We start from the raw sequence: 15,159 nt of genomic DNA on the forward strand, positions 1-15,159 counted from the left end.
GCGCGCCCTGGGCGGCCTGCTCGATGCCTCCGGCTTCGGGTTCACCGACCTGGCGGGCGCCCGTGCCGGCATCGCGCCGCGCAGCGTTGCCGTGGCCAAGGGAACCGCGGCGAACAAGGGCAGCAGCGGCCTCGAGATCGCGATGTCGCAGGCCATCTACCGCAGCGACGCCACCGTGCGCCGCGCCGCCGCGTTGCAGGCGCATCCGCTGACGCAGGGCGCGCGCATCGCGTTGAACCCGGCCGATGCCTCCGGCCTGGCCGGTGGTCCGCTGACGGACGGCACCATGGTCAAGGTATCGACGGGGCAGGGCACCGCGACCGTGCCGCTCGCGCTCGACGCGCGCGTGGCAGCGGGCACCGCCTGGATCGAGTCGGGTTATGGCGCGACGGCGCCGCTGGCGACCGCCGGCAAGGTGGAGGTCATCCGCGCATGAACCCGCTCATGACCAACGTCATCACCCCGCTGCGCGACTGGCTGTTCTCGCTGGGCGCCATCGGCGTCGTCGTCTGGCTGGTGCTGGCGATCCTCGCCATCGCCGTGCCGGTGATCCTGGCGGTCGCCTTCTACGTCGTCTGGGAACGCAAGCTGCTGGGCTGGATGCACGTGCGCCACGGGCCGATGTACGTCGGCATGGGCGTGTTCCAGGCCTTCGCCGACGTGTTCAAGCTGCTGTTCAAGGAAGTGGTGCGGCCGAGCGCCGCGCACCCGGTGCTGTACGTGATGGCGCCGCTGATCGCGGTGATGTCCGCGTTCGCGGCCTGGGCCGTGGTGCCGTTCGACGCGCAGGTCGTGCTCTCGGACGCCAACGCCGGCCTGCTGTACCTGCTGGCGATGACCTCGCTAGGCGTGTACGGCGTGATCATCGCCGGCTGGGCCTCCAACTCGAAGTACGCCTTCCTCGGTGCGATGCGCGCCTCGGCGCAGATGATCAGCTACGAGATCGCGATGGGCTTCTCCCTGGTCGGCGTGCTGATCGCGGCCGGCAGCCTCAACATCAGCGAGATCGTGATGGCCCAGGCCGGCAATGCCGGTTTCCTGGAATGGTTCTGGCTGCCGCTGCTGCCGCTGTTCGTGGTGTACATGGTGTCCGGCGTGGCCGAGACCAACCGCGCGCCGTTCGACGTGGTCGAGGGCGAATCGGAAATCGTGGCCGGCCACATGGTCGAGTATTCGGGCGCGCAGTTCGCGCTGTTCTTCCTGGCCGAATACGCGAACATGATCCTGATCAGCTTCCTGGTCTCGCTGTTCTTCCTCGGCGGCTGGCTCAGCCCGCTGCAGGGCCTGGGCATCCCGTTCCTGTCGGTGGACGGCTGGTGGTGGCTGTTCCTCAAGGTCGGGTTCTTCGCCAGCTGCTACATCTGGTTCCGCGCGACCTTCCCGCGCTACCGCTACGACCAGATCATGCGCCTGGGCTGGAAGGTCTTCATTCCGCTGACCATCGCCTGGATCTTCGTCACCGCATTGTTGGCGTACTACGGCGTGTTCGAGGTAGGCACCTGATGTCCACTCAATCCAGCATCGGGATCTTTTCCTGGTTCCGCGGCCTGCTGCTCATCGAGCTGCTCCAGGGCATGTGGCTGACCCTGAAATACCTGTTCCGTCCGAAGTACACGATGATGTACCCGATGGAGAAGATCCCGCAGTCGCCGCGCTTCCGCGGCCTGCACGCGCTGCGCCGCTATCCCAACGGCGAGGAGCGCTGCATCGCCTGCAAGCTGTGCGAGGCGGTGTGCCCGGCGCTGGCGATCACCATCGATTCGGAGCAGCGCGCCGACGGCACCCGCCGCACCACGCGCTACGACATCGACCTGTTCAAGTGCATCTTCTGCGGCTTCTGCGAGGAGTCGTGCCCGGTGGATTCGATCGTCGAGACCCACGTGCACGAGTACCACTTCGAGAACCGCGGCGAGAACATCGTGACCAAGCCGCAACTGCTGGCCCTCGGCGACCGCCTCGAGGCGGAGATCGCCGAACGCCGCGCCGCCGACGCAGCGTTCCGCTGAGGAACGGATGGACGACATGCCCATGGATTTTCCCCTCATCGCCTTCTACGCCTTCGCCGCCGCGGCCGTGGTCTCCGCCGTCGCGGTGATCGGCTCGCGCAACCCGGTGCATTCGGCGCTGTTCCTGGTGCTGACCTTCTTCACCGTGGCCTGCACCTGGATCCTGGCCGGCGCCGAGTTCCTCGGCCTGGTGCTGGTGCTGGTCTACGTCGGCGCGGTGATGGTGCTGTTCCTGTTCGTGGTGATGATGCTGGACGTCGACATCGAGAAGATGCGCAAGGGCTACGTGCGCTACCTGCCGGTGGGATTGGTGGTCGCGGTGGTGATGCTGGCCGAGATCCTGGCGGTTATCGGCATCCGCGCGCGCGCCGCGCAGCCGTTCGCCGACAACGCCGCGGCGGTGGCCGCGGCCGAGGGCAACACCCACTGGCTCGCCGCTGCGCTGTTCACCGATTTCCTGCTGCCGTTCGAGGTCGCCGCGGTCATCCTGACCGTCGCGGTGATCGCGGCCGTGCTGCTGACCCTGCGCCGCCGCGTCGGCGCCAGGCACCAGGATCCCGCGCTGCAGGGCAGGGTGCGTCCGTCCGACCGCCTGCGCATGGTGCGGATGGAGCCGGTGCGCCCGGCGCAGCCGACGGACGCTACGCCGCCGCAAGCGGAGGACAAGCCATGACCCCAGCGACGATTACAACCGTGACCACCGGGCTGGCGCTCGGCCACTACCTCGCCCTGGGCGCCGTGCTGTTCTGCATCGCGGTCGCCGGCATCTTCCTCAACCGCAAGAACGTGATCGTCCTGCTGATGTGCATCGAGCTGCTGCTGCTCTCGGTCAACATCAACTTCGTCGCCTTCGCCCGCCACCTGGGCGATGCCTCGGGCCAGGTGTTCGTGTTCTTCATCCTCACGGTGGCCGCGGCCGAGGCGGCGATCGGCCTGGCCATCCTGGTCACGCTGTTCCGCAACCGGCGCACGATCGACGTCGCCGAAATCGACACCTTGAAGGGCTGAGCCGATGGAAGGTGCCGATACTCTCTACAACGGACTCGCGCTGTCGAAGCAGGTGCTGCTGGCGATCGTGCTGGCGCCGCTCGCCGGCTCGATCGTCGCCGGCCTGTTCCGCAACCAGGTCGGCCGCGTCGGCTCGCACGTCGCCACCATCGCCGGCGTGGCGCTGAGCTGCGCGCTCTCGTGCTGGGTGCTGTACCAGCTGGTCGCGCAGGGTGCGCCGGCGTTCAACGAGAACCTCTATACCTGGTTCAGCGTCGGTGGCTACGAGGCCCATGTCGGCTTCATGGTCGACAAGCTGACCGCGATGATGATGGTGGTGGTCACCTTCGTCTCGCTGCTGGTGCACGTGTACACCATCGGCTACATGGCCGACGACCCGGGATACCAGCGCTTCTTCAGCTACATCAGCCTGTTCACGTTCTCGATGCTGATGCTGGTGATGGCCAACAACTTCATGCAGCTGTTCTTCGGCTGGGAAGCGGTGGGCCTGGTGTCGTACCTGCTGATCGGCTTCTGGTTCAAGCGCCCGACGGCGATCTTCGCCAACCTCAAGGCGTTCCTGGTCAACCGCGTCGGCGACTTCGGCTTCATCCTCGGCATCGCCGCGGTGCTGTACTGGTTCGGCTCGCTGGACTACGCCACGGTCTTCGCCCACGCCCGGGGCATCGACGGCCTGACCATGTCCGTGTTCAGCGGCCACGAGTGGTCGGTGGCCACCGTGATCTGCATCTGCCTGTTCGTCGGCGCCATGGGCAAGTCCGCGCAGGTGCCGCTGCACGTGTGGCTGCCCGACTCGATGGAAGGCCCGACCCCGATCTCGGCGCTGATCCACGCCGCGACCATGGTCACCGCGGGCATCTTCATGGTGGCGCGCATGTCGCCGCTGTTCGAGCTGAGCGAGACCGCGCTGCACTTCGTGCTGTTCATCGGCGCCACCACGGCCTTCTTCACCGGCCTCATCGGCATCGTCCAGAACGACATCAAGCGCGTGGTTGCGTACTCGACGCTGTCGCAGCTGGGCTACATGACCGTCGCCCTGGGCGTCTCGGCCTACGGCGCCGCGGTCTACCACCTGATGACCCACGCGTTCTTCAAGGCGCTGCTGTTCCTCGGCGCGGGCTCGGTGATCATCGCCATGCACCACGAGCAGGACATGCGCCGCATGGGTGGCCTGCGCAAGTACATGCCGGTGACCTTCTGGACCATGTTGATCGGCACCCTGGCCCTGGTCGGAACGCCGTTCTTCAGCGGCTTCTACTCCAAGGACACCATCATCGAGGCGGCCGGCCACCATGCCGCGCAGTCCGGCCACTGGATCGCGACCTATGGCTACGGGGCGGTGCTGCTGGGCGCGTTCGTGACCTCGTTCTACAGCTTCCGCCTGCTGTACCTGACGTTCGCCGGCGAGGAGCGTTTCCGCCATGCGTCGCACGACGCGCACGCCCATGACGACCACGCCCATGACGACCATGGCCATGGCGCCCACGAACCGCACGAATCGCCATGGGTGGTGACGCTGCCGCTGGTGCTGCTAGCGATCCCGTCGATCGTGATCGGCTTCCTCACCGCCGGCCCGATGCTGTTCGGCACCGACATGATGGGCCACGCGGAGCAGCTGCCGTACTTCCTCGGCTCGATCGACGTGGGCGCGGCGCGCGACGTCGTCGCGCACATCGGCGAGCAGATGTGGCACGGTCCGGTCGCGTTCGCGCTGCACGGGCTCAAGGCGCCGACGTTCTGGCTGGCGCTGTGCGGCTTCCTGCTGGCGACACTGATGTACTGGGTGATGCCGGACCTGCACGGCAAGGCCCGCCGGGCCCTGTCACTGCCGGTGCGCATCCTGGAGGAGAAGTACGGCTTCGACCGCCTCTGGATCCAGGGCTTCGCCGGCGGCGGCGTCGCGCTGGGCAAGGTCTCGCGCCAGGCCGACGAGCGCGTGATCGACGGATTCTTCGTCAACGGCTCCACCCGCGTGGTTGCCGCCGTGGCCGGCGTGCTGCGCAAGACGCAGTCCGGCTTCCTCTACGACTACGCCTTCGTGATGATCCTCGGCCTGATCGCGCTGTTGGCCGTCCTGCTTCGCTACTGGCACTGATGACCGCATGTCGACCATGACCTCCATCCCGCTGCTCAGCCTGCTCGTCTGGCTCCCGATCATCGGCGGTGCCGCGTGCCTGGCGCTGGGCGATGCCAAGGCGCAGGCGGCGCGCTGGACCGCGCTGGCGTTCGCGCTGGCGACGCTGGCCGCGAGCCTGCTGCTGTTCACCGGCTTCGACTACACCGATGCCGGCATGCAGTTCGTCGAGCAGCACGCCTGGATCCCGTCGCTGGACATCCGCTACGCCCTTGGCGCCGACGGCATCTCGGTGGCGCTGATCGGCCTGACCACGATCACCACGGTGCTGGTGCTGGTGGGCGCCTGGTCGCCGATCCAGAAGCGGGTGAACCAGTACGTGGCCTCGATGCTGATCCTCGAGGGCGTGATGATCGGCGTGTTCGCCGCGATGGACGCGATGCTGTTCTACGTGTTCTTCGAGGCGATGCTGATCCCGATGTTCATCCTGATCGGCGTCTGGGGCGGCCCGCGCCGGGTCTACGCGTCGCTCAAGTTCTTCCTGTACACCTTCCTCGGCTCGGTGTTCATGCTGGTCGGGCTGATCTACCTGTACCTGAAGGGCGGCAGCTGGCAGATCGCGGACATGTACGCGCTGTCGCTGTCGATGAAGGAACAGGTGTGGCTGTTCTTCGCCTTCCTGATCGCCTTCGCGGTCAAGGTGCCGATGTTCCCGGTACACACCTGGTTGCCGGATGCCCACGTGGAGGCGCCGACCGGCGGCTCGGTGGTGCTGGCGGCGATCATGCTGAAGATCGGCGGGTACGGCTTCCTGCGCTTCAGCCTGCCGATCGTTCCCGACGCCGGCCACGAGTGGGCATGGCTGGTGATCGCGCTGAGCCTGGTGGCGATCATCTACGTCAGCCTCGTCGCCCTGGTCCAGGACGACATGAAGAAGCTGATCGCCTATTCGTCGGTCGCGCACATGGGCTTCGTGACCATGGGCATCTTCATCGCCTTCGCCCTGGTCCGCGAGTTCGGCAACCTGGATGCCGCACGCCTGGGCCTGCAGGGCGCGATGGTGCAGATGATCAGCCACGGCTTCATCTCCGGCGCCATGTTCTCGTGCGTGGGCGTGCTCTACGACCGCCTGCACACCCGCCGCATCGCCGACTACGGCGGCGTGGCCAACGTGATGCCGTGGTTCGCCGCGTTCATGATCTTCTTCTCGATGGCGAACTCCGGCCTGCCGGGCACCTCGGGCTTCGTCGGCGAGTTCATGGTGATCCTGGCCAGCTTCCAGATGCACCCGCTGCTGGCCTTCGGCGTGGCGACCACGCTGATCACCGGCGCGGCCTACACGCTGTGGCTGGCCAAGCGCATCATCTGGGGCGACATCGGCAACGCCAACGTCGCTGCCATGCACGACATCGACATGCGCGAGTGGATCGTGCTCGGCGTGTTCGCCGCCGGCGTGCTGCTGATCGGCGTCTGGCCGAAGCCGCTGACCGACCTGATGGAACCCTCCATCGCGCAACTGGCGAGCCAGCTCGCCGCAAGCAAGCTCTGAGGACGCAAGCCGGATGATTCCGACCATGCCCACCGCCGCCGAACTGCTGCCGCTGCTGCCCGAGCTGGTGCTGGTCGGCGCTGCCTTCGCGCTGCTGATGCTCGACCTGTTCGTCGAGGAGAAGCACCGCGCCGTCACCAACGTCCTGGCCATCGCCGCGCTGCTCGCGGTGGCGGCGCTGATCGCCTGCGGCGTGGGCGGGCAGGGCACGGTGCTGGGCGGCATGTTCGTGCGCGACACCATGGCCGACGTGCTCAAGGTGGTCGCCTGCGTGGTCACCGCGCTGTCGCTGGTCTACGTGTGGCCGTTCATGCGCGAGCGCGGCCTGTACAAGGGCGAGATCGCGGTGCTGATGATGTTCGCCACCGCCGGCATGATGCTGCTGATCTCCGCCGGCAGCCTGGTGATGGTCTACCTGGGCCTGGAGCTGCTGGCACTGTGCTCGTACGCGCTGGTCGCCATCGACCGCGACAGCCCGCAAGGCTCGGAAGCGGCGATGAAGTACTTCGTGCTCGGCTCGCTGGCGTCCGGCCTGCTGCTGTACGGCATGTCGCTGCTGTACGGCGCCACCGGCACCCTGGACCTGGCCGCGCTCAACGCCGCGGTCGCGACCTCCGAAGACACCGGCCTGCTGCTGATGGGCACCGTGTTCCTGGTCGCGGGCGTCGCCTTCAAGTTCGGTGCGGCCCCGTTCCACATGTGGCTGCCCGACACCTACCACGGCGCGCCGACCCCGATCACCGTGTTCATCGGCTCGGCGCCGAAGCTGGCCGCGTTCGCGATGGCGTTCCGCCTGTTCGAGGCCGGCGTCGGCCCGCTGGACGGGCAGTGGCGCCTGCTCATCGCGGGGCTGGCGGTGCTCTCGCTGGCGGTCGGCAACCTGGTGGCGCTGGCGCAGTCCAACCTCAAGCGCATGCTGGCCTACTCCACCGTGTCTCACGTGGGCTTCCTGTTCCTGGGCCTGGCCGCGGCCGACTCGGTCGGCTATGCCGCCGCCATGTTCTACGCGATCACCTACGCGATCATGTCGACCGCCGCGTTCGGTGCGATCGTGGTGCTGGCGCGGGCAGGCTACGAAGCCGACCGCATCGACGACTTCAAGGGCCTGAACGCGCGCAACCCGTGGCTGGCCGGCATGATGCTGATCGCGATGATGTCGCTGGCCGGCATCCCGCCGTTCCTGGGCTTCTGGGCCAAGCTGGCGGTGCTCAACGCCGCGATCCACGGCGACATGCTGTGGCTGGCGATCGTCGGCATCGTGTTCGCGGTGATCGGCTGCTTCTACTACCTGCGCGTGTGCAAGGCCATGTACTTCGACGCGCCTGAAGAGGGCGTCCCCGCGCCGCGTACCAACGACGGCGCCCTGCGCGCAGCCTTCAGCGTCAACGCGCTGGCGCTGCTGGTGCTGGGCTTTGCCTGGAACCCGATCATGGACTGGTGCCAGCGAGCATTCCTGGCCTGACCTGCCGCCGGCGCACGACGACTGCGCCGCCGGCACGGATCTCCACTGTCTGTCCGGCCATCGAGGCCAGGGCGGTGCGATGCGAGACCACGACCAGGGCAGCGTGCGGCAGGCGCCGCCGCAGCAGGGCAAGCACTTCGCGTTCCGAAACGGTGTCCAGTGCGCTGGTGGCCTCGTCGAGGATGGCCAATGCCGGTTCCCGCAGCAGCACCTGGGCCAGCATCAGGCGTTGCAGCTCTCCCCCCGACAGCTGGCTCGCCGATCCCTGCAACGTCGTGTCCAGTCCCGCCGGCGACCGGCCCAGTCGCTTGTCCAGGCCGACATCCGCCAGGGCGCGCTGCATTGCCGCCTCGGTCGCCGCGGGAGCGGCCCAGAGCAGGCATTCGCGCACGCTGGCGTGCCATGGCCGGACCTGCTGGCTGACATAGGCGTTCCTGCCGGCCCGCGCACGGTAGTCGTCGAAGTCGATCGGCATCCCGTTTGAATCCCCCTCGAACGACGCCGGCACCATCAGCCCGGCGAGCACGTCGACCAGGCAACTCTTGCCGATGCCCGAGTCTCCGCAGACCAGCGTGAGTTCGCCGGGTGCAAGGACCAGGTCGCGGACTTCCAGCCGCACCAGCGAAGACGGCAGGCGCAACGTCCGGATGCGCAGGATGGGCTGCGAATGCCCCGCGCCATGCCCCATGGGGCTCATCGCCGGTGCCGGCGGCTGGGCTTCCAGTGCCATGTAGCGGCGCCACAGGTCGAACGCCGGGATCGCCGAGCGAAGCTGCTGGATGCCTTGCCGGGTCGAGGCCAGGTACGGCAACAATCGTCCGAGCAACAGGCACAGCGCGATCAGTTGCGCCGGGTCGACGCCGTTCCAGCGCTGGGCCAGTACGAAGGCGACGGCGATCGTGACCGTGGCCACGAGTTCCAGCAGCAGCCGACCGTGCGCGCCGAGTTCGAGCTGGCGTCGGTAACCATGGCCTAGCCGCTCCGTCATTGCGACGTAAGACGCATGTTCGTCGTGCTGGCGCCCGAACGAGCGGACATGGCGCAGGCGCCGCGGGAAGTCCTCGGCGCGCCAGAACAGCCGGGTCATGTTGGCGACATAGTCGCGGCTGATGCGGGACTGTTCGCGGCCGAAGAGGCGGGCAGCCATCCAGGCGAAGCCGGCGAACACCGGCAGCGCCAGCATCAGGGGCGGTGAAACCCGGAACGCGAACGCGAGGGTGACCACGGTCGTGAGCAGCGCCACCAGCAACTGCAGCACCGCGCTGAAGCCGTGCACGATGATCTCGATGTTGTAGGTGAGTACGTTGGCGATCTCCGCGGAGGTGGAATCGGCCAGGGCCGACAGCCTCGCGCCGACCATGCGCGCATGCACCGACTGCCGCAGGCGCATGCCGTAGCGTGCCGACAGGCGCGCGCCCAGGCATGCCGCCGACCACCGCGACAAAGCGAAGAGGGCGGTGGCGGCCGCGAACAGGCCTGCCCTGGCTTCAAGGCTGGCGGTGCCACTGAACACACCGTCGCCGAACGCAAGTACCGGCACGGGCTGGATCAACGGCACCAGCAGCAAGGCGGCCAGACTGCCGGCAAACGCCGCCAGCAAACTGGCGACGGCATGGGCGACGATGAGAAGCCGATCGCCCCGCGGCAGCGTCGAGGCGAATGCACGCAGGGTGGCGCGGCCGCCTTCAGTCGAGGAGAGGTCGTACTGCATCGACCGAATCCCCCGGGTGGCGGCCACGCCGTAGCCTGTAGACCGGCGACGAGGCGATCCATCGTGCGAACAGGTCCCAGCCTGGCTGGGTGCGGGCGTAGTCCTGGTCGGTGTCCAGGAAGGCCAGTGCATCCCGGCCAGGCATGGGTTCGAGCAGTGCGGCGGGATCTTCCGCTGGCTCGGTGGAGAGGATGACCGTCGCGACCAACCGCAACGGTGTCGCCGCGGTGCGCAATGGCGCCGGTGCGCGGCGCAGGTCGGCCTCGTGTTTGCGCACGCCGCTGCGGCGGCGGATCACTGGCGAACTTTCGATCCAGGCCCTGGTGGCCTCGTCGTCGATGCGCTCCAGTGCATCGGCGTGCACGTGCAGGTAGTTGGCAATGCCGGTGGCGACCATGCCCACGGGGTGCACGAAGACAGCGTCCTCGGACAGCAGCTCCAGCCCCGCCGCCAGGGCATGCAGGGCCAGGGTCGACTTGCCCGCGCCACTCGCGCCAAGCACCAGGACGCCGCGCCCGTCGCGGCCCAGGCAGGCGGCATGCAACGGCACCAGGCCCTGGCAGCGCGCGGCGAGCAGGAAGACGGCGAACTCGATCAGTTCGTAGCGCAGGTGGTAGGGACGGTCGAGCATCCTGTCCGACGCGACCACTCGCGCCCGGCGCACCTGCGGCGAGACCAGTACGTAGTTGCGCGCGTCCATGACGCCGTAGACGATTCGCTCGCCCAGGCGCGTGCGCACGGAGGGAGGTTCTTCTGCCACCAAGGTGTCCCCCACGTCCACATCGCCCGGCAGCAACCGCAGTTCGACCTCGAGCTCCGGCCCCTCGCGCGCGAACAGGTGCGCAGGCAGCCCGGCGTATGCCATGTCCACCACGTCGAGCAACGCCTTGCTGTCGCTCCGGAAGCGGAAATGCGCACCCATGAGCGGCCGTGTCGAGTCCATCGCCCGGGTGGGTATGCCCGCGGGCGACGAAAGGTTGTCCCGACTGGCAGGCAACCATCGTCCCCGGCGGTGGAACCTACCGCCGACATGCTCAGAATCCAGTTAGCCCATTCCTACTTCCTGCGGTTCGACCAGAAGCAATGGGAGCGGGGCAAGCCCTACCCACCCCTGGCGACGATCCAGGTCGCCGCGATGCTGAGGCGCATGGGGCACGAGGTGACGCTGTTCGACGCCATGCTTGCGGAGGGGGTCGACGCATACGCCGATACGCTGCGCGACGCGCGGCCGGACCTGGTCGTGCTCTACGAGGACAACTTCAACTTCCTGACCAAGATGTGTCTTGGCCGCATGCACGAGGCGGCGTGCCGGATGGTCTCGGAGGCAAGCGGCTCGGGCGCCCGGGTGCTGGTGGCCGGATCCGATGCCTCGGACCGTCCCGGCCTGCTGCTCGAGGCGGGCGCCGACGCGGTGCTGATCGGCGAAGGCATCGCCGCGCTGTGCGAGCTGGTGGGGCGCCTGGATCGCGAACAGGACATCGACGTCCCGCGATGGATGTCCGGCATCGGTGGCGTCGCATCGCCGCATGCCGACACCGTGGCGACGAGGCCGCCGAACGGCATGCCGCCGGCACCGCAGTTGTCGGGCGAGGCCGCGTGGGACCTGGTCGACATCGAACGCTACCGTCGCCTGTGGGAAGAACGGCACGGCTACTTCAGCATGAACATGGTCGCCTCGCGCGGCTGTCCGTTCCGCTGCAACTGGTGCGCCAAGCCGATCTGGGGCAACCATTACCGGCAACGCAGCGCACGCGACGTGGCCGAGGAAATGGCCATGCTCAAGCGCCGGTTCCGCCCCGATCACATCTGGATGGCCGACGACATCTTCGGTTTCCGGGTCGACTGGCTCGACGAGTTCGCCGAACGCCTCGGAGAACTCGACGGGATGGTGCCCTTCAGCATCCAGATCCGGGCCAACATGATCAGCGAAGCGATGGCGGCGGCGCTGGAACGCGCCGGCTGCGTCGAGGCATGGATCGGGGCCGAGAGCGGGAGCCAGCGGATCCTCGACGCCATGGCCAAGGACACCGACGTCGAACACGTGTACAGCGCGCGCAGCCGCCTGGGCGCGCACGGTATACGCGTGGGGTTCTTCATCCAGCTCGGTTACCTGGGCGAGCAACTCGAGGACCTGCTCGCCACGCGCGAACTGGTGGCCAATGCCGCGCCCGACGAGATCGGCGTCAGCGTCTCCTATCCGTTGCCGGGCACGCGCTTCTACGAACAGGTCAAGGCGCAGCTCGGCGCAAAGACCCACTGGGACGACAGCGGCGACCTCGCCATGATGTTCCGGGGCGCATACGACTCGGGGTTCTACCGGAGCTTCCGCGACCTGCTGCATCGGCAGGTCGAACTGATGCAGTCGGAGCAAGGGCTGGGTCCGCGCGTATACGGCGAGGCATGCGCCAGGCTGGAAGCCCGCTGGCAGGCCTTGCTCGCCAGCGGCAGGGATCATCTGCGGGAATTGGGACATGTTGCCGCCGCTGAAGACTGTTGAAGCCGGGCTGCATCGCGCCACGGAAGCGCTGGCACTGGAGCTGGCCCGGCCCGGCACGCCCACGCCGGAGTGGGACGAGCTGCAGTGGCGACTGGCATCGGCCGCCGCTGCGGTGCATGGGATCGCGCCCGTCCTCGCCGGACGGTGCCGCTGGCGGAACGCGACCTGGCAGCGGTTCCTGCAGGAACAGCATGCCCATGTCGAAGACCGCCAGCAGCGCATTGCGGCCATGTTGCGGCGGATCGATGCAGAGGCCCGCGCCGCGGGCATCGCCATCGTCGCCCTCAAGGGATCGGTGCTTCACGCGATGGGGCTGTACGCACCGGGCGAGCGCCCGATGGCGGACATCGACCTGCTCGTGAATGGACGCGATGCCACGATCGCTGTCGCGATCCTGCGTGCGCTGGGATACCTCGAGGCTTACGCGCAATGGAAGCACCAGGTGTTCCGGCCGTCCGGCAGCGAGCCGGTGCATGGCCTGGGAGAACACCGGGATTCGCCGGTCAACATCGAACTGCACGTACGGATCCAGGAGCGGCTGCCGGTTTCCGCCGTGGACGTCACAGAAGGCGTCCTCGCTCCGCGCGCCTCTGCTGGACTGAACGACTATCCGTCCACCGGAGCGCTGATGGCCCACCTGCTGCTGCACGCGGCCGGCGGCATGTGCAGCCGCAGCCTGCGACTGATGCATCTGCACGACATCGCCCTGCTGTGCGCGCAGATGGACAACGCCGACTGGCGCGACATGGCCGCATGCGCCGGCGACGACGGTACCTGGTGGGCGCTTCCACCACTGTGCATGGTCGATCGGTATTTCCCCGGGACCGTCCCGCCGACCATGTTGGCCGGCCTGGCACGCGACTGCCCGCCGCTGCTGCGCGCCGTTGCCAGCCGCCAGACCATCACCCAGGTCTCGTGTTCCGAACTCTGGCTGCATCCGCTGGCGGGCCTGGAATGGTCGCGTTCGGCAGGCGATGTCGTGCGCTACCTGGTGAACCGTGTCCGGCCTACGACCGAAGCCTTGCGCGAGCGCGCGGACATGATGCGAACCCAGTTGTGGTTGCGCGGCCAGGAAGAGCCGGGCAGGAGCCGGGGACGTCGGATGCTCGCCTGGCTGGCGCGACCGGTCCCGCGACTGGACATGCTGTATGCGGTGCGTGCATCGATGGAACCGCAGGCGTCGCCATGAATGCGCCCGGCGTCCTCGACGGCAGCGCCTCGATCGCGGGCGGTATCCGCCTGGGTTGTCCCCGCTGCGGCGCAGGCATCGACGCGAGCGGATCGCCGGACTGCCGCAGTTGCGGGTTCCAGCTCGGCGTCAAGAACGGCATCGTGCAGGCGTTGCCGGCCGAGTCGCAGGCGCGCCTTGGCGGCTTCATCCGCGAGTACGAACGGGTCCGCGAAGCCGAGCACCGGGGCGGCGAATACGCCGACTTCTACCTGGGCCTGCCTTACCGCGGAGGAGCCAGCCGCGATCCGCGGCAGTGGCACATCCGCGCCCGCAGCCACGAGTACGTGCTGCGACGGCTTTTGCCCCGCACGGCGCGTCGACCTGGCCGCGTGCTGGACCTGGGGGCCGGCAACTGCTGGCTCAGCCATCGTCTTGCGCTGCAAGGCTACCGGCCGTTCGCCGTCGACCTCGTGACCAACGACAGTGACGGCCTGGGTGCCGCGCACCATTACCAGACACGCCTGCCAGCGCTGTTCCCGCGCTTCCAGGCGAGCTTCGACCAGTTGCCGTTCGCCGACGCGCAGTTCGACGCCGCCATCTTCAATGCTTCCTTCCACTACAGCGCGGATGGCGAAGCCACGTTGCGCGAAGCATTGCGCTGCCTGAAGCCGGGCGGACTGGCGATCATCAGCGACACGCCCTGGTACCCGCGCGAAAAGGACGGAAGACGGATGCTCGCGGAGCGGGGCGAGGCGTTCCTGCGCAGGCACGGCAGCACCGGCAGCACGATGCCCATGCTCGGCTACCTGACCGACGCGCGCCTGGCGGAGCTGGCAGGCGCGCTTTCGATCCGCTGGGAGATCCATCGCCCGTGGTACGGACTGGCGTGGGCGTTGCGGCCGCTCATGGCCAGGCTGAGCGGCAGGCGCGTGCCGTCGCGGTTCCGCCTCTACGTAGCCGCCCGGGAAGGCGTATTGCGGTAGAGCATGTCGAAAGCCGCGGCGGTGTAATCGGCATCCTCGCTGATCGCGATCCGCTGCGCAGCCGCCGCCAGGCGCAAACGCAGCTCCTCGTCGTCGAGCACGCGGGCGATCGCCGCGGCGAGCGCCTGGGCATCGCCCACGGGTGCCACAAGGGCGGCGTGCGGCGCCCACTCGGCCAGGTGTCCGACCGCGGTGCCGACCGTCGGCACACCGCTCGCCGCTGCCTCGAGCGCGACCAGCGGACCGGTTTCGTGGCGCGACGCCAGCACCGACAAGTCGGCCTCCAGCAGCATCGGGCGCAGTTCCGGCTGGGTCCTGAATCCGTGGAAGCGAACGTGGTGTTCCAGTCCAGCGTTTCGCGCGAAGGCCTGGATCTCTCCGTGCAGCGTGTCCACGCCGACCACGTCGACGCGGAATGCGCGGCCATCGCGCGCGAGGATCGCCAACGCCCGCAACAGCGTCGCCTGGTCCTTGACCCGGTTGAGACTGGCCACGTGGATGAGGCGTGCCGGTCCCGGCCCGCGCCTGCGCGGCGGTGCGGGGGGCCAGGCGGCAAGGTCCACGCCCAGCGGCACGCGATACGCGCCGATGCCCAGCTCATGCAGCGAGGCGACGATTGGCGCGCTGGCGGCAGTCACGATGCCGGCTGCTCGCAGCACCAGCGCTTCGCGCAGCCGGCCGGTCCAGCGGCGGCGGCC

General features: G+C 68.2%; 14 protein-coding genes. 11 read left to right on the forward strand and 3 right to left on the reverse strand.

Annotated elements, in window-relative coordinates:
* The 8 genes from QAA18_RS10855 to nuoN form a co-directional block, all read left to right on the forward strand.
* Positions 1-436 (forward strand): molybdopterin dinucleotide binding domain-containing protein (locus QAA18_RS10855; protein ID WP_279412962.1); only part of this gene is annotated, 436 nt, incomplete at its 5' end.
* Entirely contained in the window at positions 433-1,503 is a 1,071-nt protein-coding gene (gene nuoH, locus QAA18_RS10860; protein WP_279412963.1) for an NADH-quinone oxidoreductase subunit NuoH, read from the forward strand. The genes QAA18_RS10855 and nuoH, both read left to right, overlap by 4 nt.
* Positions 1,503-2,006 (forward strand): NADH-quinone oxidoreductase subunit NuoI, encoded by a 504-nt coding sequence (gene nuoI / locus QAA18_RS10865; protein WP_279412964.1) that lies wholly within the window; start codon positions 1,503-1,505, stop codon positions 2,004-2,006. Before nuoH ends, nuoI begins: the two co-directional genes overlap by 1 nt.
* A 22-nt stretch (positions 2,007-2,028) precedes the next feature.
* Positions 2,029-2,679, forward strand: coding sequence for an NADH-quinone oxidoreductase subunit J (locus tag QAA18_RS10870; protein ID WP_279412965.1), 651 nt, complete (start codon positions 2,029-2,031; stop codon positions 2,677-2,679).
* Positions 2,676-3,014 (forward strand): NADH-quinone oxidoreductase subunit NuoK, encoded by a 339-nt coding sequence (gene nuoK / locus QAA18_RS10875; RefSeq protein ID WP_279412966.1) that lies wholly within the window; start codon positions 2,676-2,678, stop codon positions 3,012-3,014. Before QAA18_RS10870 ends, nuoK begins: the two co-directional genes overlap by 4 nt.
* Positions 3,015-3,018: 4 nt before the next feature.
* Positions 3,019-5,109, forward strand: a complete 2,091-nt coding sequence (gene nuoL, locus QAA18_RS10880) for an NADH-quinone oxidoreductase subunit L (RefSeq protein ID WP_279412967.1) — start codon at positions 3,019-3,021, stop codon at positions 5,107-5,109.
* 16 nt (positions 5,110-5,125) lie between these two features.
* Complete coding sequence (locus QAA18_RS10885; protein ID WP_279412976.1) at positions 5,126-6,637, forward strand: NADH-quinone oxidoreductase subunit M; 1,512 nt, start codon at positions 5,126-5,128, stop codon at positions 6,635-6,637.
* Between the two features lie 13 nt (positions 6,638-6,650).
* Entirely contained in the window at positions 6,651-8,099 is a 1,449-nt protein-coding gene (gene nuoN, locus QAA18_RS10890) for an NADH-quinone oxidoreductase subunit NuoN (RefSeq protein ID WP_279412968.1), read from the forward strand.
* Here nuoN and QAA18_RS10895 read toward each other — a convergent pair.
* Both QAA18_RS10895 and QAA18_RS10900 read right to left on the reverse strand, forming a co-directional pair.
* On the reverse strand, positions 8,065-9,810 hold the full coding sequence (locus tag QAA18_RS10895; protein ID WP_279412969.1) for an ABC transporter ATP-binding protein: 1,746 nt from the start codon (positions 9,808-9,810) through the stop codon (positions 8,065-8,067). The two genes, nuoN and QAA18_RS10895, sit on opposite strands and share 35 nt — an antisense overlap.
* Positions 9,785-10,732 carry a serine kinase gene (locus QAA18_RS10900; RefSeq protein WP_279412970.1) on the reverse strand — a complete coding sequence of 316 codons (948 nt, stop codon included), beginning with the start codon at positions 10,730-10,732 and terminating at the stop codon, positions 9,785-9,787. Before QAA18_RS10900 ends, QAA18_RS10895 begins: the two co-directional genes overlap by 26 nt.
* Positions 10,733-10,840: 108 nt before the next feature.
* Between QAA18_RS10900 and QAA18_RS10905 the strand changes: the two genes are divergently transcribed.
* Genes QAA18_RS10905 through QAA18_RS10915 form a run of 3 tightly spaced genes read left to right on the forward strand, consistent with a single transcriptional unit; the run spans position 10,841 to position 14,461 of the window.
* Positions 10,841-12,307, forward strand: a complete 1,467-nt coding sequence (locus tag QAA18_RS10905) for a radical SAM protein (RefSeq protein WP_279412971.1) — start codon at positions 10,841-10,843, stop codon at positions 12,305-12,307.
* The gene (locus QAA18_RS10910) at positions 12,282-13,496 is read left to right on the forward strand and encodes a nucleotidyltransferase family protein (protein WP_279412972.1); all 1,215 of its coding nucleotides are present in this window, start codon (positions 12,282-12,284) and stop codon (positions 13,494-13,496) included. Before QAA18_RS10905 ends, QAA18_RS10910 begins: the two co-directional genes overlap by 26 nt.
* Positions 13,493-14,461: a class I SAM-dependent methyltransferase gene (locus tag QAA18_RS10915; protein ID WP_279412973.1), complete on the forward strand. Its 969-nt coding sequence runs from the start codon at positions 13,493-13,495 to the stop codon at positions 14,459-14,461. The genes QAA18_RS10910 and QAA18_RS10915 overlap by 4 nt, the downstream gene beginning before the upstream one ends.
* Here QAA18_RS10915 and QAA18_RS10920 read toward each other — a convergent pair.
* Positions 14,428-15,159, reverse strand: a 732-nt coding sequence (locus tag QAA18_RS10920; RefSeq protein ID WP_279412975.1) for a glycosyltransferase, incomplete at its 5' end; no start/stop codon positions are given. The two genes, QAA18_RS10915 and QAA18_RS10920, sit on opposite strands and share 34 nt — an antisense overlap.

It is taken from the genome of Luteimonas sp. 8-5 (assembly GCF_029763755.1).
Classification (GTDB): domain Bacteria; phylum Pseudomonadota; class Gammaproteobacteria; order Xanthomonadales; family Xanthomonadaceae; genus Cognatiluteimonas.

Excerpts from the sequence above, each read along its gene's own strand:
- QAA18_RS10900 (WP_279412970.1), bottom strand. The coding sequence starts at position 10,732 with ATGGGTGCGCATTTCCGCTTCCGGAGCGACAGCAAGGCGTTGCTCGAC.
- nuoH (WP_279412963.1), top strand. The coding sequence starts at position 433 with ATGAACCCGCTCATGACCAACGTCATCACCCCGCTGCGCGACTGGCTG.
- nuoK (WP_279412966.1), top strand. The coding sequence starts at position 2,676 with ATGACCCCAGCGACGATTACAACCGTGACCACCGGGCTGGCGCTCGGC.
- QAA18_RS10905 (WP_279412971.1), top strand. The coding sequence starts at position 10,841 with ATGCTCAGAATCCAGTTAGCCCATTCCTACTTCCTGCGGTTCGACCAG.
- QAA18_RS10895 (WP_279412969.1), bottom strand. The coding sequence starts at position 9,810 with ATGCAGTACGACCTCTCCTCGACTGAAGGCGGCCGCGCCACCCTGCGT.
- nuoN (WP_279412968.1), top strand. The coding sequence starts at position 6,651 with ATGATTCCGACCATGCCCACCGCCGCCGAACTGCTGCCGCTGCTGCCC.
- QAA18_RS10885 (WP_279412976.1), top strand. The coding sequence starts at position 5,126 with ATGACCTCCATCCCGCTGCTCAGCCTGCTCGTCTGGCTCCCGATCATC.
- QAA18_RS10910 (WP_279412972.1), top strand. The coding sequence starts at position 12,282 with ATGTTGCCGCCGCTGAAGACTGTTGAAGCCGGGCTGCATCGCGCCACG.
- QAA18_RS10915 (WP_279412973.1), top strand. The coding sequence starts at position 13,493 with ATGAATGCGCCCGGCGTCCTCGACGGCAGCGCCTCGATCGCGGGCGGT.
- nuoI (WP_279412964.1), top strand. The coding sequence starts at position 1,503 with ATGTCCACTCAATCCAGCATCGGGATCTTTTCCTGGTTCCGCGGCCTG.
- QAA18_RS10870 (WP_279412965.1), top strand. The coding sequence starts at position 2,029 with ATGGATTTTCCCCTCATCGCCTTCTACGCCTTCGCCGCCGCGGCCGTG.
- nuoL (WP_279412967.1), top strand. The coding sequence starts at position 3,019 with ATGGAAGGTGCCGATACTCTCTACAACGGACTCGCGCTGTCGAAGCAG.